This window comes from Phosphitispora fastidiosa (assembly GCF_019008365.1).
GTDB lineage: Bacteria > Bacillota > Thermincolia > Thermincolales > UBA2595 > Phosphitispora > Phosphitispora fastidiosa.
This window is the reverse complement of record NZ_JAHHUL010000004.1, coordinates 136,371-160,572: the sequence shown is the minus strand read 5'-3', so window position 1 is coordinate 160,572 and position 24,202 is coordinate 136,371. Positions and strand designations below refer to the sequence as shown.

The following is a 24,202-nucleotide window of genomic DNA, read 5'->3' as shown; positions in this document are numbered from 1 at the left end:
TTATACCATTTTTTCACAGTTTGGGTGAAAATATCTATTCAACTAACGAAGAGCGTTAGCACGATAACCATATTTCTAATAGAGGTGAAAACACGAATGAGCAAAGCTTCATATGAAACTCAGATCCATGATAGGCTGCAGGGCAAACAACACCTGCAGCCTATCTTTACGTCAGCTTTAGGCATCCCGGAACGGCTCCGGGAAATGGACCCAAATTACTTCCTGGTGCTAAACACCAAAACACAGAAATATGAGGTCCATAACCTAGCCCACAAAGGAAACACCTATGGGATTACCATTTATTATGATGAGCTTGATTACCGGACACTGTATATCACCAGGGCAAGTGATCTCCGATATCGTAAAAACCTGCTTCGGGAAATAGATGAACATAACGAAAAGATTGAACGGATTGCCGAAAAGGATAGGAGAAATGAACTGCGAGGCGTAGGAGAAGAAATGAAGCCCTATTTTTCCAGGCTTGCATGGGAAGGAATCTAATCCAAGGGGGTGGACTTATTGGCACTAACACTTTTGCAGATGCGAACCAGAGTAGCAAACAGAGTTGGAACCAGTGACGATAACGATGTCCTGCTAAACAAAGGACAGGAAAAGCTGGCTCAAATGTCAAAACGGAGGGCCAGGGCAACCTTGGCCTTTGTTTCCGGGGAAGCAACCATTCCGGCAACATGTTTGATATTAAAGAAGCTGGCTTTTAGCGGGTATCCCTGTAATCTGGCGCCGGAAAGTGAATTTGTTTTTCCCAAGTATGAATCTAATACCACCCCGGAAGAATATCAGATCAGTAACGGCACGATAGTCCTTGAAACCAAGTATACCGGTTCAGGGACTATTATTTATGTACCGAAACCTGCAACAATGTCCTTAGATACTGACACGCCTGAGTTTTCCGGTTGTGAAGAGGCTCTTATCGCTTTTGCTATTCACAAACGATACAAAGACAATGAGGATATTGCCCAGGCTAAGTATTGGTCAGATGAATGGCTCAGCGAAGCTGAAGACTGGTTAGACCTAGATAAGAAGCAAAACCGGCAGTCACACCGGGTTAAAGCAGGGAGTTGGTCATAATGATTACTTCCAATACTCCGGCATGGCCGGTCATAGATTTTTCCGGTGGCATGAATGACTTTGTGGAAGATGGGCTTGTGGCCGCCAACGAATGTACTGATGTGCAGAACTGCATTTGTATCACCCCTGGGCGGCTTCAGAAACGCAAAGGACAAACCAAACTTAATTCTTCTGCACTGGCTGCCGCCATACAAGGCCTTCATGCTTTTTATTATGGCGGTCCGATTAACCGGAAACTGATTGCCGCAGCAAACGGCAAGGTTTATTACTGGGATTCCGGTACCAGTGCTTTTGTGCAGATAAAAACCGGATTATCTACAACCAATCCGATCATGTTTGAAACATGCGTAAATTACATGGTCGGTTTTGACGGTGCAAATGCCCCGTTTAAGTATGATGGGACAAATCCGGTTTCAGCGCTTGCAAATGCGCCGGTGGGTCAATGCCCGGTCCTGCAGCATGAAAAATTGTTCGTGATTACTGACCCGGACACAATCCGGTGGTCTGATTCATTTGCTCCGGAGACTTGGCCCGGTGTAAATGAGAAAAAATTTGACCAGGGTGACGGTGATAGCCTGACAATGTTGGCCAGGTATGGGCAGCAGGTTTTATGTTGTAAAAAACGGCGCATATTCAACCTCATGGGCACCAGCCTTGATGATTTCAGGAGCAGTTGCCCTGAACAGAATTACGGAGTGGTGGGACCAAGGGCAGGGTTCGTAATGGAGCCCTATTTTTATTATATCTCTTATCAGGGCCCGATGTTTTTCGATACATTACAGTCAAGAAATATCATAGAAACCAAGCTTCCCCGCACGTGGGCCAACGTGAATCAGCAATATCTTGAAAAATCAGTTGCTTATTATAATCCTTACTACAACATTCTTTGTTTCGCAGTGCCGGAAGGGGCTAGTACTGTACCAAACCTGGTTTTGGCTTATGACGTAAAACTTCAAGGCTGGTGGATATTCCGGGGAATTACTCCTAGCTGCGCGATCGAATTTGACAGTGGGACCGGAGAAGAGCTTTATACCGGGCACAATGCTTCAGGATTTATTGTTAAGCAGAACACCGGTTATAACGATATCGGTTCAGCCATTGAAGCATACTGGGTAGGTCCCAATTTTGACGATAAAGACCCTGTACGGGTTAAGAATTTCATGGATGTGTTTGCTACAGATGTGTCCGGACTAAATACAGCCGTGTTCAAATACCGGCTTAACCTTGGTTCATGGATAACCCCCACAGTAAAGACCGATATTGATGCTGTTCGCCGGTATCGGTTGATAGGTGCCAAGGGCCGGCAGTATCAGCCCAGGTTCGAACATGGCACGATTGACAAAGATTTTTGTTTGTCCGGGCTAAAATCATACTACGACAAGGGACTTGTTAAGTAAGGGGTGATGATCTTTGGCTTACCAACCTTTTCAAATGCCTTACAGAATAACAGGTGACGAAGATTTATCTACCCTGGCGCGCAAAATTAATGCAATAATGGAAGGTTTAACCTTTTATGTGAACCAATTGCAGGTTTATGAGAACGGTATCGGAGTGCCGACAAATGAACTGGTTGAGGTAAACAAGGACTCCTGGTCTGCGGTAGCAACGAATTTTGATACCAGGAATGACCGGATAAGCACTGTTCCGGCAGACCCGGTTATTGCTGCTGATGGCTCGGCAATTGACCATACCATTAACACTAATGGTTCGGCAGATATAAGTGTTGAATGGAGCTTTGATGGTTTGGGAGACGCTTACAATGTTGACGGGTTTGTTGTGTGGGTGCGGTCCGGGGATACCTCAGGTGCTTATGCTTTTGGCACTAATCCCGCAGAGGAAACAGATCACTATGTAGGTGCAGAAAAAAGGGCTATCATTTTCCAGGGGAAACCCGCAAACAAATATTATACCTTTGGGGTGCAGGCCTACCGGATGGTCGATCAGGATATAAATGCTGATGGGATATTGAAGTCGGCTATTATACAGCCATCTATCGCAGAAGAAAACTCTTACCTGCCTTCTGCCAGCGTGGCCTTTGCAGGTGATGTTACCGGAACGGTTGCCGGTGTTCCAGGGGATCAAATTTCCAAGGTTGGGGCAACGTTTATCGTAGGTGATACGGATACATCGACAAATATAAAACGCGCTGATTATGTTGTGCCTACAGGGTCTACTAGTGCCCAGGATACGATAAACCAAGCAATAAATGCTTTGGGTGCTGTTGGCGGGAAAATTGAATTGCTAGATGGTACTTTTATGGTAAGCGGAAGTATAGTTTTGCCTTCAAACGTAACATTACAAGGGCAGGGCAACTCAACTGTAATCAAGGCAATATATACCCAAAGTGTGCCCATCGCAATTACAAACTCAGATACGGTAAATGGGAATATTAATATATGCGTAAAGGACATTTTAGTTGATGGCAACAAAAATATTGCCCAATTAAAAGGCGGGGCAACTGGAATATATTTTGCAAAGGCGGTAAATTGTAACATAACAGATTGTCAGGTGAAAAACTTTCGGACTTACGGTGTTTATTTAAACGAGTCCACTAACAATATTGTTTCTCAAAACACGATAAGAGACATTGGTATCACGACCGGAACCGCACATGGAATTCGTTTATATGTTAATTCTGAAGGGAACATTATTAATGGGAACGTATTAGAATCTGTCGGAGGTATTGACAGTGCAACAATTAGTATATCTGCAGACAATAATACAGTCATGGGAAATTCGTGCCGAGGAGCAATTTTTGGGATATATGTTCTTTCTCATCACAATACAATAAATGGCAACACCTGTTTTGAGAGTACTAAAGGAATTTACCTGAGTGGTGGCACCAACAATGATGTTGTCGGTAATACGTGCAGGTTAAACAGAGAACAAGGTATTTATGTAGCATACGGTTCTTCTGATAACAGTATAACAAGTAATACATGCTCAGAAAACAGCCAGAAGACCAATAATACCTATGATAATATTTGCGTTTACTCAGGGTCCAGTAGAAACAACATGCAATTGAATCTCTGCAGAAAAGGCTCTCTTGCCAATCAACCGCGATACGGGATTAGTATTGCCAATATAGATTGCGAAGATAATGTTGTGACAAATAACGACCTTTTAACAAGCGGGGTAACTGGCAGCCTTTCAGATTCGGGTACTGGCACCATAACTGTGGCTGGAAACAGAGTGTAATGTTGACAACAAAGGCAATAAGTGGTTAAATTAGAGCGTGAGGTGTTTAATAATGCGTAAATATTTAATTTCTATATTGCTAGTACTTGTTATGTTGCTAAATTCTTCTACCGCTTTAGCCGAAGTAACCATAACAGAATTTCGAGACATTTCTTTGGGTTATGGCAGTACACATCCCATAAAAAGTGATGAAGAAATGTTCTCTGTTGCTGATGTGGTATATGAACTGTCTTTTCTTGAAAATAGCTTTCCACTCTTAAAAGAAACACAAATACCAATTAATGTGGTCCACAAAAGATTCACCCATAAAAAGTACGGCTCCCTTGGTGATTTTGCTACCCGAGACGGTATTTTGTATCTTTTTGCTTTTCAAAGACCTAATGTAAGAATCACCGTGAACGGCATCGAAATCCCTTATAATGCTTCCCTGAATCGTTACTTTGTTTCTCATGGCATAGGGCATCTAGTTAGGTTTAGGTATTTATCTGATAAGGATTTACGCGATTATGTTAATAAAATTCGCCAACCAGACAAAAAGGAACACCGTGACGGATATGATGAATATTATAATAATCCGGAAGAATTATTTGCTGAAGACTTTAGAAGTGTTTTTGGGTCAGAGTTAGCAAGAAGGGTTGTATTTAAACCATGTTATTCACGGCCAGGACCTGAGGAAAAGGTTTGGATACTAACAAAAACCGAATTAATAAAAGAATATCCATTGACATGCACAGAAAGGCTTGAATGGTACAAGATAGATAAAGAAGAAGGGGTTAAAGAAATAAACAGATGCAAAAAGGTCTGGGATGAAAAGAGTAAGCACAAAGATATTGACGGTGCAAAAGCGGCTCATGTTTGGGCTGACCAAATAAGGGGTGCCATGGGCCTGCCTCTCCAATAAGAGAAAGGGGGGTAAAAATTGTATGTTCAAGTAAATGACGGAGTAGTTGTGTTCGCTACTCATTTTATTAGAACAAGTTTCCCAGGACAGGTTACACCGAAAAAACTTGATACAAAAGACAAAGGAGTCAGGCAAAAACTGACTCCTTTCCAATTGGAGAATGACGGCATAGTAGTATATTCTGCTGGTGATGTGCCGTTTGCAGAAGCAATGCTGCAGGAAATGGATGTTTTATACCAGATTGAACCCTTGGATTATGAAGTATATAAATCAAAGGCAAGCGGTATTAAATATGCCAGCCGTACAGAGGCAATAAAACACCTTGCGGAAAATGCTGAACCGGAATCGGAGATAATTCCCCGGTTGAAAAAGCAGCTTGCCGAAGCAGAGGCTAAATTAGCCGAAAAAGACATACGGCTAAACGCGTTAGAAAGTAAGTTCTCGGTCATTGAGAAAAGAATCAATAAGGGAGGGTTGTAAAGTGATTAATCCTATTGCAGAGCGATTCGCAAAGCTTTCAACTGAGCGGCTGATGAGGCAGAAAAGGCCAGAACCTGTAACAAGACCACAGGGACCGCAGCCGGGGATGATGTACACCGGTGGTACGCCGTTTTTTAATGAGCAGACCGGGCAGTATTTACCGGGTCATGGGCCGGAAGCCCCACAACAGAGGCCGCTTCACACCGGTGGTAACCCTAATTTTAACGAGATGCCGAATCAGCAAGACCCACGTAGGCAAATGCAAGACCGCTGGCGAAGTAAATCTGGCAACATGGGCCTTGAACAGTTACTGCAGTTGTTGGCACAGTATCGTTTGAGGGGAGGGTTCTAAGTGGCAATAGTACAAGTAAACCCTGATGGCAAGGCTCCAAAAGGACTGAAGTCTGGTGACATTGTAAAAACTGCCGGCGGCAACTACAGAATAACAAGCGTTAACGCTGATGGCAGTTATAAAAGTGAAAAGGCTCCAAGTGGCGGTTCGTCCAGTTCAGGTTCGGGGTCATCTGGGAGTTCGTCTGGCTCCAGTAGTTCTAAGAGCAGTTCGGGTTCTTCCGGGTCATCCTATGTTCCATCATATACAGAGATTTTGAATAACTATTTCAAGGGAGATCCTCAATCATATGCAAACGAAATAACCAGCAAGGGACAGGGGAATCTTTCGCACCCTGACCAGGCTGCAGCGTTTATGAAGGCATATCCGCAGTACTTTTCAAATCAAACCAATCAACCTAGTCAACAAACCCAGCAGCAGCCAGTTCAACAGCAACAGCCACAACAAACAAATGCCAATAACTGGCCATATTATGAACAACTCTTGTTGGGCATACTTAACCAGCCTTCCGCGTATACGCCGCCGTCTGCTAATGAGATGAAATCCCAAGCCAGTGAGTATGCAACCTTACAGGTTGATCCTGTCCTGTCTTCAATCACTGACATGATTCAAAAGGCGACTACTGGTTACGGCAAAGCAAAGACAGAAACAGAAGCCGCTTATTCCGGTGTCCCGGAGCGTACTCAGGCCATGCTTGGAGAAGCTAGGAATTATGCCCTGGAAAACGCTATTGCCCGCGGCATGGGCAGGAGTGGTGTTGTGAACTGGGAAACAGAGAAGCGAACAACCCCTGTTATCCAGTGGTCTCAGGAAAAAGAGGGGGAGAAGGCTGCGAAATTGGCCGGATTGGCAGAAGAATTGGCTGCAGCTGAAGCATCTGCAAACAGAATGATGACCGACACAGAGGCCAGGCGCGGTACATTGGAATCTCAGCGGCTTTCGGAGCTGGAACAGATGTCACGGGCCATGGAACAGCAAGCACAGCAGCAGAAGTGGCAACAGGCAATGGGAATAGCAAACATGGCCCTGCAGGACAAGTCTATCGACCAGACCATGTTAACTCAGCTTCTAAGTCAGTTTATGTACGGTTAAAGGAGGGGTCTTGAATGGATTTAGCTGAAATACTGGCACAATTATCTCCAAACGGTGGACAGCAGAGATTGGACCCTTATCAGGCTGCTCCTTTGCTGGCAAATGCTATCACCGGATACCAAAAAGAGCAGCGGGCAACTCCGTTCATGGAAGCCCTGAAAACATTGGGTGACCAATGGGCAACTGCAAATCCGGAACAGCAAAACGATATCAATATGCAGGCCAGCAAAGTAAGGGGCGATTATCTTGCTTCCGGTGGCAGCCCAATTGACATGCCGCAGGAGTTGTGGGGATCTGACCCGAATAAAGGCTTCCAGACCGGAGCAGGGCAGTTTGCGCCGGGGTATGCCGGTGATAACTGGAGCATGGGACAAAAGGCACAGAGGGCCGGTGTAACGGGAATGTTTGAGGGTGGGTTAACATGGCCGGCACATGTACAAAATGAAGGGTTAAACCTGGAACGTCAGGGGCTTCAAAACCAATACAGTACAAGCATGGCTGGAATTAATGAACAGTCAAGATATCACAATATGATGGATGATCAGAATCAGCTTCAAAACAAAAATTACATAGCAACCAACACTTACATCAACCAGGTGCTTGGTGCCGATGGTCCGGAAGCCGCTTTTGATTATTTGAGTAAGTTTGGTTCGCAAATTGCTGGCCAGGGTGCAGACGTAGCATCTATTCTTAAAGCTATGGCAATGAAGTGGCCTGAATACTTTGCTAAATATAGCGGCAGCCTGGACTCTTCCGGTGGCGTACCAAACCCTTACATGAACATGTACCCTCCCCAGGGGGAGCCGTAACCCCTACACCGAAGGGAAATAGCACTGGCAACGGAAACACCAAGGGTGGAAACGTTACTTCATGGATAAATGATGCAATAAAAATTGCCGGTGTAGGGGCTGATTGGGCCGAACCATTAGCTTGGATTATTGGTGAAGAATCAAGCGGAAATCCAACAGCACAAAACCCGAAATCCACTGCCTACGGATTGATGCAGTTTCTTGACAGCACATGGGGGAATTATGGTTATCAGAAAACGTCTGACCCGGTAAAGCAGGTTGTGGCGGGTATAGATTATATCAAAAAAAGGTATGGTACGCCTCAAAAAGCTGTGGCATTTCACCAGCAAAACGGGTGGTATTAACCAAGAGGGGGTTTAAAAATGCCCTGGATCAAGGATGAATACGGAAGAGACATATTGGTGCCGGAAGGTGGTTTTGATTATTTTAAAAAGAACAGTGGAAGCGTTCCTACTCCAAGTGGGAGCGCTTTTGGTGTTTCCGGTGGTGTTCCAGGGGGCGTACCGGGCAATATCCCTGGCAGCATACCCAGTGAAGAAATAGGCGGGTGGACTCAGGACGCAAACGGCAACCCTGTTTTGGTTCCGGCAGGAGGGTTTGATTATTTCAAAAAGAAAGCAGTAACGCCTGCCCTTCCACCTGAGGCATTGCCCGGAGAAGGTTCTGTCCCACAGGGCACGGTGCCATTTAAGCCATCTTCTCCTGTTATGCCTGACTTCCTGGGGAATACTGTTCCAACGGTTTCTGATGTTGTTCATGCCCAAGACCCTTTGATTCCAACACTGGAGAACCCGACAGCATTGCATAAGTCCCTGCAAGGTGAAACAGTGCCAGATTTTATTGAAAAACCTCTTGTGACAATTGGCAATACCGATGCCTTTAAGTCACTTGTTGCAGGGATGTATTCAAACATTCCCATGTCTTATGGTGGCGGTATGGAATGGGCTGGTGACAAGTTTGGCATCGAGGGCTTGAGTGAAACCGGTAAAGGAATGCGTGAGTTTGGCGAATATACCGCAGATTTATATACTAGTCCAGATTGGTCGCCGCCTATTAAGTTTGAGGGATGGAAAACTCTTGCTGACCCGCGTTTTTATACCAGAAACGTCATGAGAAACGTTCCCCTAATGGCATCCCTCCTTATCCCAACAATTTTGGGTGCCGAGGCCGGGGGGGTTGTAGCCGGAGCTGCCGGATGGGGCAAACTGGGTTCACTGGGGAACTGGGGAACAAAATTATTAAAGACATTGGGAGGGCTCTCGAGCGGTGTACCGTTAGAAGCTGCACTGGAGGCCGGGGGAGTTTACACCGAGGCAAAAAACAGGGGCCTATCGGAAGAAGAGGCAATGCAGGCTGCTGATGATGCTTTTCTGAAAAACGCTGCCCTGTTATCCGTTACCAACGTGCCGGAATTGGCTGCCATGTTTAGTCCGGCCCCTAAGTGGTTAGGGGGAATGCTTGGTGCGGCAGCAGATTCTAAGTTGGGAAGAGCAGCTGTAGGTGCGGGCAGGGTTGGTATGGCAGGAGCATCTGAAGGACTGGAAGAAGGCGCACAGGAAGTAATCCAGCGCAGTTCCTTGGGTGACGAAGTTAATTTTGACCCGGCTATGCAGGAATCTATTGCACAGGGGTTGGTCCTTGGCGGTGGCCCCGGTATTATTGGTGCCTTGCAGCATGAAATGCAGACCAGAGCATACAATAAGGCTTCAAAAGAAGCCAGAAAGTCTCTGGAAACTGCTGTTCAGGAAAAAGTTGATGCCGGCACACCTGTAGAAGAAGCAGTTAAACAGGTGTTCGATGAGTTTGCCGGGACCGAGGAAGGCGATAAGGTTGTCGGCGACTCAATGCAAGAAGTAATCCAGGACGTTGCAGATGTGGAAAAAGAGGCGGTCGAAAAACAAAAGAGCGAACAGGCTCAACCGGCTGAGCAACCGGAGCCTATTCAGCCGGTGCAACCTGCGGGGCAGTCCATACAGCAACCAGGGGAAACTCCGGTACAGCAACCTATTGAACCACAGCAGCCTGTACCACAGCCGGTAGAACAACCAACAGATCAACCAGTAGAACCGCCAGCAGAGCCTCCTGTACAGCCGGTAGAGCAGCCTGTTGAACCTATGCAACAGCCATCTATTAGCTCCGCAGAGGAACAGGCAAAGACCGAACCGGAATCATTAGCGGAGATTTCAACAGAACCTGCAAAAGAATCTTTAACAGAGGCTTCAACGGAATCTGGCAAGGAGTCTACAGTAGAACCTGCAAAGGAGCCTGTTGACGGAGAAAAACCAAAACAACTGGAACCCAAAAAACTTCTTGTTTACGGCAGAACCGGTAACAATGTCTTTAAAAAATGGGCCAATAACGAACATGTTATGGCTGACTTAAACAAGCCAGAAGACCCATATGTGCAGGCATATAGGCAGTTTTTTGAAAAATGGTATCAGGCTGGCAAAGAGGGCATCAGGACAATTGATGTTCCTTTTGACCAGGAAATAGATTCACAATTTCCACATTTTCTAACACAATTGTTTTATCAGGCTGGCAAGGCAGATGCGAAGGTGCAGCCACAAAAAGAAGAGGGAAAAATTGACAGACAAGAAGAAGTTGCCAAAACTGGGGAAAATGAGGTACAATCAAAGCAAGAAGAACCTGTTACTGAGGAACCAAAGCCAGAAGAACGGGCTACTCCAAGCAGAAAAGTGGCTGTTGCTGTTAAGGATATGCTGGTACAAGGCCAAAAATTCACTTCCGCTGAGCTATTTAAGATTGCCGATCGGTTCTTTGAGGGTACTCAGGCAGAAAAGAAATACACTTCCAAAGATGCTTATGACGCTTTGGAGTTGGGAGTTAACCTCTACCTGTTGGAACATAAAAAGAGTGTTGGCCCGATGGTTAGTGCTGAGCAGGCTAAACGCATCTTAGAATCTATCAGGCAGGAAATATTGGAGGCAATCCCCACTCAAACCAAGAGGACAGAAGAACAGGACAGGTTGCAGCAATTTTCTACTCCACCCAATATAGCGTATATTGCCGCATGGGTAGCAAACATTTCCCATAACGATATTGTGTTGGAGCCCAGTGCCGGAATTGGTGGGTTAGCGGTATTTGCAAAATCGGCCGGAGCAAGAGAGGTCATCGTTAACGAGTTTTCTCCCAGACGCGCTGAAGTGCTAAAAGAAATGGGATTTGATCAGGTATTCACTGAGAATGCCGAACAATTAAACAATGTCTTACCAAAGGATATCAAACCTACCGTTATTATAATGAATCCACCGTTTTCATCGACCGCAAGAATAAGAAGTAAGAATGATACTAAAAATGCAATCATGCACATGGAACAGGCATTAAAGAAGCTGGCTCCAGGAGGCAGACTGGTGGCGATTGTTGGACAGGGGATGTCTGACAATGCCGCAAACTTCAAGGGCTGGTGGAATAAACTACGGGAAACTTACAATATCCGTGCAAACATAGGCATAAATGGGAAGAATTATAGCAAGTATGGCACTAATTTCGGCGTTCAATTGGTGGTTATTGACAAAACAGGTCCATTGCCTAAAGGAATTAACAGCACAGTTGTTAATAGTGTAGATACGTTGGAAGATGCACTTCCTTTATTGGAGGCGATTAAGAATGACCGGATTACATCAGAGAATAGACCGACTCAACAGGCAGCCGGTAAACCTGCTAGCGAAAAACCTACTGAACAGGGCGGGCCAGAAACCGGACCCGAGCCTACTGTACCTGTACCAACTGATAAGTTGGGGGCTGCAGAGCGGGAAGATAATACCCAACAACCCGGAAAACAGGAACGAACACCACGACCTGAGACAACAAGTGGAAAAACTCCTGTACCACGGGAACCCGGAACAGGCAATGAACCTTCTGACCAGGGAGGGCCCGGACCAGGGGAACCAGCAGGGAACGTGGGTCAATCCAAAGAAACTGGCCAGGAAGACACCACTGGAAGCAGCGGAGTACCTGACGGAAAGACTGATGTACGCACTCCAGGAGAAACAGCCAAGGAGCCGGGAAGCGGAACAGTAAAACCTGCCAAAACCGCAAAAACGGAGATTAAGGTTGAGTCAGAGTCAGAGGCAGTACAACAAACCGATCAGGAATTGTCTGATGCTGTTTTTACTGATTATATGCCTCAAAAACTAAAGATTCCGGGCGCAAAACAACACCCCGGCGCACTTGCCCAAAGCGCAGCTATGGCTGCCGTAGAACCTCCAACACCTACATATACACCTAACTTACCCAAGGAAACAGTTAGTGAAGGTAAGTTGTCAATAGCACAGTTAGAATCTGTTGTGTATGCCGGGCAAGCTCATCAACAAACCCTTCCAGACGGAACAAGGAGGGGTTTCTTTATTGGGGACGGTACGGGAGTTGGTAAGGGCCGGGAAATTTCCGGTATTATCTTGGATAATATCAGACAGGGACGCAAGAAAGCTGTCTGGATAAGTAAGAACGCTCCACTTTTTAATGATTCTCTTGAACACTTTGAGGCTACTGGCGGCGACAAGAAACTGTTGTTTGAGCTAGGCAATGTTAAAATGGGCACCCCAGTCAAACAAAAGGACGGGGTTTTATTTACAACTTATGATACTCTTGGTCAAGGCCTAAGTTCTTCTAAAACCGGTGAACTGATTGTTAAGGAAGGTAAATCTGCAAGGATTGACCAGGTAATAAACTGGTTGGGTAAGGATTTCGATGGGGTTATTGTTTTCGACGAAGCTCATCAAATGCAGAACAGCATAACCCAAAAAAGAAAACGTGGGGCAAAAAAACCTTCTACCAGGGCACTTGCCGGCATAGAATTGCAAAAACGCTTACCTGATGCCAGGATTGTATATGCTTCAGCAACCGGCGCCACTGAGGTTTCTAATTTAGCTTATGCTGACCGGTTGGGTCTCTGGGGGGAAGGCACTCCGTTTGCCAACAAGCTTGATTTCATCGACAAGGTTCAGGCCGGTGGGTTAGCGGCAATGGAGCTGGTTGCCCGCGATATGAAGGCCATGGGCGCTTATATTGCCCGTAACCTGAGCTATGACGGAGTAACCTATGGTACGCTTGAACATAATCTTACCCCTGAACAGACGGAAATATATGATGAAATGGCTAAAGCATGGCAGATTGTCCTGCAGAACGTTAATAAAGCATTAGAGGAAACCGGTCAGGGCAAAGACGGTTACTCCAAGGGCAGGGCCATAGGTCAGTTTTGGGTGGCTCAGCAGAGATTCTTTAATCAGGTACTAACTTCCGTCCAGATGCCTTCAGTGGTAGAGCAGGTAAAAAAAGACTTGGCAAACGGAAACGCTGTTGTAATGCAATTGGTTAACACTAATGAGGCAGCTCAGAATCGTGCCATTGCCAAAATGAACGAAGAAGACAGTTTGGAAGATTTAGATCTCACTCCCCGTGATATGTTGATGCAGTATCTTGACAAGAGTTTTCCTATTCAACAATATGAAGAGTATGAAGATGATAACGGCAATATTCGTTCTAGGCCGGTGGTTGATAGTCATGGGAATCCGGTTGTAAACCAGGAAGCAATGGAAATGAAGGAAGAACTTCTGTCAAAACTGGGTGCGTTAAAAGTGCCGGAAGGCCCGCTGGAGATTATTTTGAATGAGTTTGGGACTGAAATGGTTGCCGAAATTACCGGACGTACCCGCAGGGTTGTTCGTGAGTCGGATGATGGGCGCATGAAGGCAAAACTTGAATCAAGAACACCAAAACATGCTTCCGCTGACGCTCAGGCTTTTCTTGACGATAAGAAAAAGATACTGGTGTTCTCTGATGCCGGTGGAACTGGGCGCAGTTACCATGCTTCCCTTAAAGAGAAAAATCAGCGGCGCAGGGTTCACTATTTGATTCAGGCTGGCTGGAGAGCGGATAACGCTGTCCAGGGGTTTGGAAGGACTCACCGGACCAACCAAGCCAATGCCCCTCATTATGTATTGGTTACAACTAATCTTAAAGGGCAGAAACGTTTTATTTCATCTATTGCCAGGCGATTAGACCAGTTGGGGGCATTGACAAAGGGACAGAGGCAAACCGGCAGCCAGGGGCTTTTTAGTGCCAAGGATAACCTTGAAAGTGATTTAGCCAGGGATGCTCTGCAGCAGTTCTATGAGAATTTGGCCGGTGGACAAATAGAAGGGATTACCGCTAAAGAGTTGCTGTCGAAGATGGGCCTTAGTAACATGCTTGACGAAAATAGAAACGTCAGTAACGAAAACCCTGATTTGAGAGACATTACCAAATTCCTTAACCGCATTCTGGCTCTTGAATCTACACTGCAAAACAAAATCTTTGAAGAATTCATAAAAAGACTTGATGCTAAAGTAGAAAAAGCCATTGCAGATGGGACCCTTGATGTTGGTTTAGAGAATTACCGGGCAGACAAGGTTGTTGTATCTGAAGAGAAGTCCGTGTTTATTGATGAATCGTCCGGAGCTGAAACTAAATATTTTGCACTGGAGGCACATCACAAAAACAAAAAGGTTTCTTTTGAAAATGCTTCACGATTACCAAAGCTGAAGGGTTTTTACAGGAACACCAAAAGTGAGCGGGTTTATGCGGTTAAGCGATATGGTCACAGAACACTGTCAAATGGAAGCGTGGTAGAAATCTATCAGGTTCAAGGTCAGGTTAAATCAAGCAGCCACAACATATCTAAGGCTGATTTTGAAAAAGGCAACTGGGGAGAAATCCCTGAATCAGAAGCCGAAACAGCATGGAACGAAGCCCTGGGAAAGGTTTCGGAGTTTCGTGTTGAAAAAGTTAACCTGATAAGCGGCGCACTGCTTCCTATCTGGGATAGGCTGCCGACAGGTCACGTTAGGGTAATTCGTGTCAAAACAGAAGATGGCCGGATGCTACTGGGACGTATCGTTCCTGAAAAGGCTATTGACCTGACACTAAAAAAACTCGGCGCTGACAGGACCAAACAAACCTTAAGCCCGACTGAGTTGTCTGACAAGATACTTAAAGAGAATTACACTATTTACCTGTCTAACGAGTGGAGAATGGTACGGCGCAGGGTTTCAGGAGAAAACCGAATTGAGTTAATTGGCAGGGATCTTTATCCCCATATGGGACAGCTTAAAAATGAAGGGATTTTTATTGAACGGATTGATTGGGAAACTAGGTTTTTCGTTCCTACGGGGGCAATGTCAGCCCAGGTTATTGAGAAGGTAATTAAGTACAGGCCCGTGGTAGACATGGTTTCGCCAGGTGTGAATGAAGAGTTTTCGCTGCCAAGCAAATCTGTGCGAAAAAAAGCGGACTCTGTACTCAAAAACATTAATTCTTCCTCCAATGAATATTCTCTTGTTCATTCTCCACAAAAAACTTCTTTAAACCAGGTGGCTGCAGGATTAAAAAAGGCAGTTGCAATGAAAATATTTACAAAGGGAATGCTTGTGGCAGATGTCGGCGGAGGAAAATATGAAAAAGGAACTCAATTCATGGCTCAACATGGAATTGAAAACCTTGTTTATGATCCTTATGCCATGGATACGGAGCACAATGAATCAGTTCTTGCCAGAATTGAAAAAAACAAAGGTGCTGACGGTGTAGCTCTTAATAATGTATTAAATGTTATTCCTACTGCTGAAGAACGTAAGAGTGTAATTGACTTCCTGTATTCTCTGTTAAAACCAGGAAGCAAAGCCATAATAACGGTTTACAAAGGGAATGGGTCTGGCAAGGGTGCACAATTAGAATTTGCTGATGGTACATCTACATGGCAGGAAAACAGGAATTTTGCTGACTATGAAAACGAAATCCGGGAAGCGTTTCCGGAAGACGCGACAATTGAGAAGAAGGCAGGAATGTATGTCGTAACAAAGGCCCAAATGTCTACTAAATCACCAGAGATTATTGAAGAAGACCTACAGGATGAAGAATTTGCCTTCGCCAAGAAACATAAAGTTAAAAAGAAGAAAAAGGCTAAAAAACCTGCACCTACCATCGAAAAAGAGCTTACTGATCCCAGCGAATTAACGGCCAGGGCAGAGAATATTTCGCCTAAAGCGGCCCGTGAAATGGGCGAAAAACTATCTCAACTCCTTAATACGGTACTTCGTTCCGGCAGGCATATCAGAGGGACCGAAGGTTCGTTCAGTAAATATAGCAAAACCGGTAAAATCAAAAAACAGAAAACTGAAAACTGGCGAGTTATGGGCCATGAACATGGTCACGGTATTGCTTTTATCCTTCTGGATGCAGCCAATTTTAAACCCAAAAAGTCTGAGATGTGGGACATTGCTGAAGAGATGTACCCTGGCGATATTCCGGAAGGCAAGAAAACTCAGGAGGGGCTTGCCGAATATCTGATGCTGTGGTTCTCTGATAACAAAACGGCCCGCGAAATGGCGCCGGTTACTTCTGAAATGTTTGATGAATTTCTGGACAATAACCCTGAAATTGGTGGACAGTTTGATGCTATCCTTGCTATTGCAGAGCTTGACCTTGAAGGAGATCCCCTGGCTCAAATGGCCAATCTTATAGCTAAACCGGGCGAACGTGTTAAGGTTAATGTGGGCGAGGAATACCGTATCCCATGGTTTAAGAAACTACAGTTCCAGTTAGCAGACTTTACTATACCCCTAAAAGACCTGTACCGGGCAGCTGTCGAGCAGGGATATGAAGGACTTGACCCAGCTAAGTTGGCGGCAGTTTCAGGTTCAGCCAGGGAAAAAGCTGCTAATCTGTTCTCGGGCTCTGCCAGGGATGAAGCCGGGAGATTTCTTCTTCCTGGGAAACGTTCACTCCAGGAGATAGTCGAAGAGGCGGCGCAAATCCCTCACGGTGTTCAATTGATGGACTGGATATACCATGCCATGAGATACCAGGAACGGTACAATGTGATGGAAGAATCGGAGGGCGCCAAGCAATTTGAGCTGCCAAAAACAAAGGCTTATTTTGATACGGTGGTTGATTTGGCCCGCGAAAGGTATCCGGAAATGGTTGAACTCATTGAAGAATATGCTGAGATCCTCAGCGAGATTAACCTGCGCCTGCTGGTCCGTGGTGAAGTGATAAGCGAAGAAGATGCGGAACATATCCGGGCCGGTTCAAATATTTACCTGCCCTTGTATCATGTCGGTGAGCAGGAGTATCATGGTTCGGGAAATAATAGGCGGGCAGCCGGTGAGGGTGTGCGCCGGTTTAAGGGCCATGAAGGGCAGACAATGAATTTTATTGAGGCCTCCATTACCAGGCTCAACGATACAGTCCTGGCGGTAGAAATCGAAAAGATTATGCAGGCCATAGAAGGGTCCATTAGGCAGCCTAACATGGGTTTGTTCGGTGACTTCATCCAGGCACCCATTAAAAGTGTTTCTGTGTCCGTAGAGGATATGGCCAGACATTTTGATGGAGAAATAAATATTGAGGATGAAGAACGGGTTATCAGGATGTTCATGCCTGGCGGTCTGCGCGACATTGGTCAGCGGGAAACCATCCTTATGGCACGTCACGGCGGGCGGCATGTTTATATGAGGGTGGCTCCGGACATTTACCGGGCGGCTCTTTCCATGAAACCGATAACCGTTGATATTGTTGCCAAAACTCTTGCTTACCTGACCCAGATAGGCCGGTTTGGTGCCCTGGCCAACGTCCGGTATGTAACAAACGCTATCATGCGTGATGTTATTGTGTCTAAAGTACAGTCTAAGGCCGGCATGGGCGAACGGTCCTTAATAGCTGATTTTATCAAAGGCGTTGGTACGGCTATTGGGATGAACCAAGAAGTCATGGATATGTATGTTCAATCCGGTGGCTATGGTTCTGCACCACAGGAAGTTATTAACGGGGCATTGAGGGCATCGGTAACTGATGGTCTGATGGCAACTCCAGTACCGGGGTGGAAACGGACAGCAACCGGGGCACTGGTTCGGGTGGTTACTTCGCCTTTGGAAGCTCTCCGAATTCTTGAAGAAATGCCAAGGCTGGCTGAGTTTGAAGCTGTACTCAAAAGAGAGCTTAAACCATTGGGAGTGTCCTATGAAGAGTTTATGGCAGGAGAAGTTTCGGATGAACTTGCCCCGGATGTGGAAAAGGCTCTCCTTGAAGCCGCTTATGCTTCGCGTGAAATCCTGGTTAACTTTGGGCTTCACGGTATCCATGAAGGTTTTAGGAAGTATGCCAGGACGGTTCAGTTTATGCAGGGCAGTATTCAAGGTATTTACCGGTTCAGCCGCCAAGTCAAGGATAAACCATATACTACTTTAATGAGAATGGCAATATATATGGTGCCATTGACCCTGCTGGCGTGGGCACTGTCAAGTGATGATGATAAGTACAAGGACATGCCTTCGGAGTCACGGGACCGGTACTGGTGGTTCCCGATACCGGGGACCAAAGATTACCGGATTGCGCTGGCGAAGCCGTACGAATATGCGCTGCCGGCAAATATGCTGGAAAGGTTCCTGGATTGGGCCATGACTGATGAACCCAACAAAAGGAAACCGTTGACCGATTTTAAATCAGCTGTTAAAACATCTTTTGGGGTTCCCATGACATCTATGTTGATAGATACAATAATTAGCCTTTATTCAGGCAAAGACTCCTTCGGGAATCCGATTGAACCGGAACGGGAACAAAACTTGCTGCCACAGGACAGGTTTAGTACCGGCACATCCAAATTTGCCATTAATATGGCGAAGGCTGTTGCGGTGTTTACTGATAAAGGACCAAGCCCAAGAATGATTGACTACTTTATGAAAAACTCATTCGGCGGCATTGGTAAGACCGTGACCAACATTTTGAGCAATCCGTTAAACCCGCTTAAGTGGCTGAAGGGTGACGATAGGCCAGGGGTTGAATACTGGCCGGTTATTGGTTCATTGATTTACGGTCCCGGTGAGGGTGGTAGCCGGATAGTTGATAAGTTCTACGAAGACAAGGCAAGAGCAGAACAGATCTATAAATCGTCTGGGTTATGGCAAAAGCAATGGGAAGAGCAGGCCCGGGCAAGAGGCTTATCTGCAGAAGATACCGCAACATATGTTAATGAAAACCTTCGTAAAAAGCTGAAAGAATCAGATGTCCGGTTAATTCTCTCTATTCCGGTTCGCAATATGTTTGCCAGGGAAATGTCGGATATGCGAGCCGCCCAAAGGGATATTGCAAAACGCGCTGACATTTCACCGGAACAGAAAAAGATATTCAACCTTAGGATGAGTTATTTGCAAAAATTGGCAGCGGGATATATTTATCAGAGCCCAATACCTGATGTTCCTTTTGAAGCACAATTAAGTGATGTGCAGGTGCAGGACATGTTAAAGTACTATGATTACAAGGTTCAGAAGGCAATAACCAATGCCCTAAGGACTAAAGGTGGACCATTATAAAAAAAGAACAGTCCAGGATTAAGTTCTGGACTGTTCTACATCTTTTACTGTGAAGCGTTTCTTTTGCCGTACAAGAACAGCCATCTTGCTCCCCAGCAAACCAGTATGGCAATTGCTCCAAACATCGAGCCAGCTAACAGTGCATCTGTAGATGTTCCTCCTGAACCAACAACTGTGCGGGAAAGCAGTTTAAAAACAAATAACGATATAAAAGCGATAGCAATAGTTGGCGTAAACCTTTGTTCTTTTTCAATATTCTTGCCAAAAACGAACCAACCAAGAATGATGGCGATTAAAAAAGGTATCAATTCTATTCACCTCCGGTTATTCAGTTTTACCTATTATATTACCAGTGTTAACATGTTTTGACAACAATGTAAAAATATCATGTCTTGGCATTCTACTTTTAACACAAAGGAGGCGGTTTTGTTGGATGAAGTTGTGGCAACCAGGTTTAAAGCCGTAGAGGACGATATTAAGGACCTGAAAATGGACAATGACTGCCAGCACAATAAGATGTGGGCAAAGTTTACCGAACTTTATGACATGTTGTCAAAACGGTGGCCAGTGGGGGCAACGGCGATAATTAGCTTATTGACTTTTCTTCTGGGTTCAACACTAACCGTTATTGGATTTTTGTTGAGCAAATTTTTTTAACATGGGAGATGAAACCTTATGTCTAATCCTAAAGATATCCTGATTGCTATTGATGACGGCCATGGGATGGAAACACCAGGGAAACAGACTCCTGCATTTCCGGACGGGACAAGGATAAAGGAAAACCAGTTCAATAAGCCCGCTTCAGAAGCCTATGCCGCCGCCATGCAAAGGTGCGGCGCAAGAATAATGTTTGTGGCCCCGGAGGATACTGATGCCCCCTTAGGTGTCCGGGTTGATAGGGCCAATGATGCCAAAGCAACTCTTTTCGTGAGTTGGCACTTTAACGCATTCAGGGGCATATGGGATCAGACAAAAGGCGGCAGCGAAACACATCATCACCCTAACAGTGCTGAGGGGGAAAAACTTGCTCAGTGCATACAACAGGAAATAATCAAAGGCACTCCCCAGGTTAATAGGGGGGTCAAGGCATCTAACTTCTATGTGTTACGCGAACCTGATATGCCTGCCGCATTAATTGAAAACGGTTTTATGGACGTCAGCGAAGAAGCAAAATTAATGCTTAATCCTGAGTTCCAGATAGAACAGGCAGAGCAGGCGGCAGAAGGAACCTGTAAATATCTCGGGATACCCTATATTCCCCCGAATGTCAGTGTAGGTGTTCCAATTATCGGGCCTCCGTCTGCTACATTTGAACAGGCCATTGCATGGGCAAGGGCCAAGGATGCTACGCCATGGTTTATTAGTCTGGCCCCTATCTATTGGAGATTAGCCCCCAAGGTTGGGATGGACCCGGCAGTGCCATATGCCCAAAGCTTTAAAGAGACTGACGGCGGGTATCGTCACGGAATGAGCAATGCAAAAATAGACGAACGGTGGAACAATCCCTGCGGGCTCAAGATACCCCAAGGTGGCAGCGACAAAGACCCGAATGCCCATAAAAAGTTTGCCACTCCAGAAGAAGGGGTGCAGGCCCATATTGACCATTTAGCCCTTTATGCAGGGGCCCCAGGATACCCCAAAGCAGATACTCCGGATCCCCGGCACTTTTCATTTATCCGGGGCAGGGCCGCAACCGTTGAAGCGTTAGGCGGTAAGTGGGCTCCTAATCCGGATTACGGCAAGTCCATTGTCGAAGGATATCTGGAGCCGCTTAAGGAAACACCGGCTCCCAAACTGCCGCAGCCCATAACAGAAGAAGAACGGGCCATGAAGAAGCTCATGGATGCGGGGATCGTGCTAAACGACCACGATTTTGATGATAAAGTGACATGGCGGGAATTTGCCATAGTCGTTGCAAGGGTGTTGGACAAGTGTTCCAATGTTATTGATAAGAGGATAGGTTGATGCTGTCATGCAAGGATTTTAAAAAGTGTCCGTTTTGGCCTAATTTACTCACTAAGTGCGATAGCTGTGTCCGGAATTATCCGGAATTAAGAGATTATTTGAAAGAGGGTGAAAAAGATGGCAGAATTTCAAATGATGATGGAGTGGGCAGCGGTGATCGGTCTGATAGTGACCATAATCCAGGTGGTTAAGTTGAAATGGAAGGTTCCTGGCCCAGTGTACCCACTTATTGCAATTTTTTTAGCAATACCTCTTGGGCTGCTTAACGTATACCTTCCGGTATGGCTGCCGCCTTTGGCCTTATTCGGTATCCGGGGGGCCATGGTTGCAGTTGTTAGTGCATTTGGTATAGTGAGCATCGGACAGAAAATGTTCGAGAAGTCCGAGAAAAATAATCCCCAATAAGGGTTTCCTTATTTTTAGCCCCTTCGTTTTGAAGGGGCTTTTTATTTGCCCTGTAAGGGCCTTGTAATTTTCTCCGAAGGTGTTTATACCTGTCTGGTGTGTTTCGCTTGATGCGCAGGCATCTGGCCACCGTCACAGAGTTTTGGTGGTTTTGTTAAGACCCTGGAACTGTTCCAGGGTCTTTTTTTGTCAAAATTTTCACGGTCTATCCTGCGAACGTTCGCAATATATATTTTTAGTAACCAACATACTCACAAAAAATAAGCAAGCATGGAAAGGAGGTGGTTGTTTGCCCAAAAAGCAGGAACCTGTCCTTGATCTAAAAATGCTGAAATATCATTGGTGGAGATATGTTCCCACGTTTAAGGACCATGATATTCCAATTAAGGTTCTTGAAACATTTGATAATCTTGGTTTTATTACAAAGGATCACCGGAAGCCGGTAATAATTAACCGAAAGAAAACAGAATATGGCTGGCATTTGGTAGTAAGGCTCCCGCCTGGGATTAGTTTTCAGTCAGTGCTCAGGAAGAAAAACTATTTCTCTGATGCGGTAAATTCGTTTATAGTTATGACATTTGATGGTGTTTTACAGATGGATATTCAAGTTAACAACTTGCCCTCTAAGATACCCTATAAAGCCTTGGAACCGCCCAAAATGTTATTGCCGATACCAATAGGTTATACCCCCAAAGGGGTTGAATGGTTAGACTTAGCCGATGCGCCACACATGTTAGTTGCCGGGGAGAGCGGTTTCGGAAAATCAAACTTCCTGCACCAGGCAATATTGTCACTATTGCCTTTCGCTCGGATATTTATCATTGACCCGAAACAATTAGATTTTGGATACTTGTCCAAACATGTTGTGCTGGCCGAAGAAGATGAACAAATTTACAATTTACTCGAGGGATTGAACAAAGAACATGATAGGCGGGTTAAGATTCTCAAAAAGGCGGGCTGCGTTAAGATTCAGCAGTATGAGGGAGGTGACATGCCGCTTATTATTATTGTGATTGATGAATTAGCAGAGATCCGCGATAAAGATACTCATGTCATGCTCCACCGTTTACTTAGAATGTCAAGGGCTGTTGGATTGCACATCGTGACTGGCACTCAAAGACCTTCCGTAAAGGCTTTTGGTGAGGCCGCTGGTGATGCCAGGATGCTTTATTCAGCAAGGCTCTGTTATCTTGTGCCGTCAGAGATAGATTCGAGGATGGTCCTGGGTGAAGAGAACAGTATGGCTGCCTGGTTGCCGGCAATAAAGGGCCGCGGAATTTTCAAGTTTGGAATGAAGCTGAGTGAGGTTCAAACCATGTACCTTCCCATAGAAAAAGCAAAGAAAATAGTAAATAATATGGAGGCTAGGAGGTGGGACATTGAACCTTGTGCAAAGAGGCTACTGCCGGGATAATTCCATATTAGCTACTCTTGAGGATTACAAAACACTTAATATACAGCAGATCATTTTCTTGCACTTTACGTTAACCGAGTTTAAAACTTATGAGGTTGCCAAACGCAAGGCCCAGGAACGCATGTTGAAGCTCCACCGTAAAGGCATGGTAGAGCGATGGGCCAGCAACGAAGGATATGTATATGGTGAAAAAACCGCACACTGGCAGCACCGGATATTATTGAATTGGGTTCGTGTTTATATCGAACTTCAAAAAGCGTGTTGGGAAAAAACCCACTGTTTTAAGTATGAACCGGATTACTCTTTCCTCCGGCCCGACGGGTTCTGCGCCATAAAAAACACTGTTACTGAGAGGTTTCGATTCATGTTTATTGAGGGGGAAAATCATAGTGATAGAAATGATTTCAACAAGGTCAGATTATACAACAAGCTGTTTGAACAGATAAACCGTGGTTACAAGAGGTGGTGGGTTACGCTTACAGATAAGTTCCCTCCGGTATTAATAGTATGTCAGACAGAGAACCGAAAAGAAAAAATCCTCCGCAAAATTCAGGAGGACAATGCGAACGGGTTAAGGTTCAGCGTCAAACTCCTTGAAGAATTGCGGAGGTGTTTAAAATGAGGTTTCTTAAGTATGCTTCATTACCTTTACCTATTTTTTTGTTATTGTGCCAACCTGATTATGCTTGTGCAGCCGTCAAGGATAAAGGGCTGCGAATGGTAATGCAAAAAACTTTTGTCGGGGGCCCCGGGGAAGCTATTTTGCAATTAATGTTGATTGCCACAGTTGCCTACATTGCCATGCAGATATCTAACGTGTTAGGCGGCGGGAACATTTCAAAGCTGATCAAGATAGTGGCTGCGTTTTCCTGCTTAAGTATTGCCATGGCTCAAATTTGGGGCGCCCTGGCAGCTATCGGTAACTTTTTGGGCGTCTAAGACGTTCCCCCATACGTCACGGAGTTGAAACTCGTTCGTGTTTTAATACGTGGTGGTTGCTTTTGATGAATGAGTTATCCTTGTCCAGCGCCTGATATAGCTGAAATTTTTGCTTGAATAAGAGGGGTTGAGGGAGATGATGGGTCCGGGAAGCAGGGGGAGAAGGGCGGGCTTCATGTTGCAAAACCGGACCCC

18 protein-coding genes are annotated in these 24,202 nt (G+C 45.5%); 17 read left to right on the top strand and 1 reads right to left on the bottom strand.

Going from position 1 to position 24,202, the window contains the following annotated elements:
- Nucleotides 1-96: 96 nt before the first annotated feature.
- From Ga0451573_RS06040 to Ga0451573_RS05995, 11 genes are all read left to right on the top strand, one after another.
- Nucleotides 97-501 (top strand): hypothetical protein, encoded by a 405-nt coding sequence (locus Ga0451573_RS06040; RefSeq protein ID WP_231682986.1) that lies wholly within the window; start codon nucleotides 97-99, stop codon nucleotides 499-501.
- Between the two features lie 18 nt (nucleotides 502-519).
- Nucleotides 520-1,089 carry a phage adaptor protein gene (locus tag Ga0451573_RS06035; protein ID WP_231682985.1) on the top strand — a complete coding sequence of 190 codons (570 nt, stop codon included), beginning with the start codon at nucleotides 520-522 and terminating at the stop codon, nucleotides 1,087-1,089.
- On the top strand, nucleotides 1,089-2,486 hold the full coding sequence (locus Ga0451573_RS06030; RefSeq protein WP_231682984.1) for a hypothetical protein: 1,398 nt from the start codon (nucleotides 1,089-1,091) through the stop codon (nucleotides 2,484-2,486). Before Ga0451573_RS06035 ends, Ga0451573_RS06030 begins: the two co-directional genes overlap by 1 nt.
- A 13-nt stretch (nucleotides 2,487-2,499) precedes the next feature.
- Nucleotides 2,500-4,287, top strand: coding sequence for a right-handed parallel beta-helix repeat-containing protein (locus Ga0451573_RS06025; protein WP_231682983.1), 1,788 nt, complete (start codon nucleotides 2,500-2,502; stop codon nucleotides 4,285-4,287).
- A 52-nt stretch (nucleotides 4,288-4,339) separates the two neighbouring features.
- Nucleotides 4,340-5,188, top strand: coding sequence for a hypothetical protein (locus Ga0451573_RS06020; protein WP_231682982.1), 849 nt, complete (start codon nucleotides 4,340-4,342; stop codon nucleotides 5,186-5,188).
- An 18-nt stretch (nucleotides 5,189-5,206) separates the two neighbouring features.
- Complete coding sequence (locus Ga0451573_RS06015; RefSeq protein WP_231682981.1) at nucleotides 5,207-5,668, top strand: hypothetical protein; 462 nt, start codon at nucleotides 5,207-5,209, stop codon at nucleotides 5,666-5,668.
- Between the two features lies 1 nt (nucleotide 5,669).
- Complete coding sequence (locus Ga0451573_RS06010) at nucleotides 5,670-6,020, top strand: hypothetical protein (RefSeq protein WP_231682980.1); 351 nt, start codon at nucleotides 5,670-5,672, stop codon at nucleotides 6,018-6,020.
- Nucleotides 6,021-7,112, top strand: coding sequence for a hypothetical protein (locus tag Ga0451573_RS06005; protein WP_231682979.1), 1,092 nt, complete (start codon nucleotides 6,021-6,023; stop codon nucleotides 7,110-7,112).
- A 14-nt stretch (nucleotides 7,113-7,126) separates the two neighbouring features.
- The gene (locus tag Ga0451573_RS06000; protein WP_231682978.1) at nucleotides 7,127-7,921 is read left to right on the top strand and encodes a hypothetical protein; all 795 of its coding nucleotides are present in this window, start codon (nucleotides 7,127-7,129) and stop codon (nucleotides 7,919-7,921) included.
- A 65-nt stretch (nucleotides 7,922-7,986) separates the two neighbouring features.
- Nucleotides 7,987-8,265 carry an aggregation-promoting factor C-terminal-like domain-containing protein gene (locus Ga0451573_RS20235; RefSeq protein ID WP_353740065.1) on the top strand — a complete coding sequence of 93 codons (279 nt, stop codon included), beginning with the start codon at nucleotides 7,987-7,989 and terminating at the stop codon, nucleotides 8,263-8,265.
- A gap of 18 nt (nucleotides 8,266-8,283) precedes the next feature.
- Nucleotides 8,284-19,284 carry a strawberry notch-like NTP hydrolase domain-containing protein gene (locus Ga0451573_RS05995; protein ID WP_231682977.1) on the top strand — a complete coding sequence of 3,667 codons (11,001 nt, stop codon included), beginning with the start codon at nucleotides 8,284-8,286 and terminating at the stop codon, nucleotides 19,282-19,284.
- A gap of 44 nt (nucleotides 19,285-19,328) precedes the next feature.
- Here the strand turns inward: Ga0451573_RS05995 and Ga0451573_RS05990 are convergent, their stop codons facing one another.
- Entirely contained in the window at nucleotides 19,329-19,592 is a 264-nt protein-coding gene (locus Ga0451573_RS05990; protein WP_231682976.1) for a hypothetical protein, read from the bottom strand.
- A 121-nt stretch (nucleotides 19,593-19,713) separates the two neighbouring features.
- On the opposite strand from Ga0451573_RS05990, the gene Ga0451573_RS05985 reads away from it, so the two are divergent.
- The 6 genes from Ga0451573_RS05985 (at nucleotide 19,714) to Ga0451573_RS05960 (ending at nucleotide 24,007) form a co-directional block, all read left to right on the top strand.
- On the top strand, nucleotides 19,714-19,941 hold the full coding sequence (locus Ga0451573_RS05985) for a hypothetical protein (RefSeq protein ID WP_231682975.1): 228 nt from the start codon (nucleotides 19,714-19,716) through the stop codon (nucleotides 19,939-19,941).
- An 18-nt stretch (nucleotides 19,942-19,959) separates the two neighbouring features.
- A complete protein-coding gene (locus Ga0451573_RS05980; RefSeq protein ID WP_231682974.1) occupies nucleotides 19,960-21,249 on the top strand; it encodes an N-acetylmuramoyl-L-alanine amidase in 1,290 nt (429 codons plus the stop codon).
- Nucleotides 21,250-21,366: 117 nt separating this feature from the next.
- A complete protein-coding gene (locus Ga0451573_RS05975; protein ID WP_231682973.1) occupies nucleotides 21,367-21,654 on the top strand; it encodes a hypothetical protein in 288 nt (95 codons plus the stop codon).
- A 289-nt stretch (nucleotides 21,655-21,943) separates the two neighbouring features.
- The gene (locus tag Ga0451573_RS05970) at nucleotides 21,944-23,068 is read left to right on the top strand and encodes an FtsK/SpoIIIE domain-containing protein (RefSeq protein ID WP_231682972.1); all 1,125 of its coding nucleotides are present in this window, start codon (nucleotides 21,944-21,946) and stop codon (nucleotides 23,066-23,068) included.
- Nucleotides 23,034-23,690, top strand: a complete 657-nt coding sequence (locus Ga0451573_RS05965; RefSeq protein ID WP_231682971.1) for a hypothetical protein — start codon at nucleotides 23,034-23,036, stop codon at nucleotides 23,688-23,690. The genes Ga0451573_RS05970 and Ga0451573_RS05965 overlap by 35 nt, the downstream gene beginning before the upstream one ends.
- On the top strand, nucleotides 23,687-24,007 hold the full coding sequence (locus tag Ga0451573_RS05960) for a hypothetical protein (RefSeq protein WP_231682970.1): 321 nt from the start codon (nucleotides 23,687-23,689) through the stop codon (nucleotides 24,005-24,007). Before Ga0451573_RS05965 ends, Ga0451573_RS05960 begins: the two co-directional genes overlap by 4 nt.
- Nucleotides 24,008-24,202: the final 195 nt, after the last annotated feature.

What these genes read in the sequence shown, in the direction of transcription:
- Ga0451573_RS06040 (WP_231682986.1), top strand. Translation starts at nt 97, where the DNA reads ATGAGCAAAGCTTCATATGAAACTCAGATCCATGATAGGCTGCAGGGC.
- Ga0451573_RS06020 (WP_231682982.1), top strand. Translation starts at nt 4,340, where the DNA reads ATGCGTAAATATTTAATTTCTATATTGCTAGTACTTGTTATGTTGCTA.
- Ga0451573_RS05995 (WP_231682977.1), top strand. Translation starts at nt 8,284, where the DNA reads ATGCCCTGGATCAAGGATGAATACGGAAGAGACATATTGGTGCCGGAA.
- Ga0451573_RS05980 (WP_231682974.1), top strand. Translation starts at nt 19,960, where the DNA reads ATGTCTAATCCTAAAGATATCCTGATTGCTATTGATGACGGCCATGGG.
- Ga0451573_RS06000 (WP_231682978.1), top strand. Translation starts at nt 7,127, where the DNA reads ATGGATTTAGCTGAAATACTGGCACAATTATCTCCAAACGGTGGACAG.
- Ga0451573_RS06030 (WP_231682984.1), top strand. Translation starts at nt 1,089, where the DNA reads ATGATTACTTCCAATACTCCGGCATGGCCGGTCATAGATTTTTCCGGT.
- Ga0451573_RS05975 (WP_231682973.1), top strand. Translation starts at nt 21,367, where the DNA reads ATGGCAGAATTTCAAATGATGATGGAGTGGGCAGCGGTGATCGGTCTG.
- Ga0451573_RS05960 (WP_231682970.1), top strand. Translation starts at nt 23,687, where the DNA reads ATGAGGTTTCTTAAGTATGCTTCATTACCTTTACCTATTTTTTTGTTA.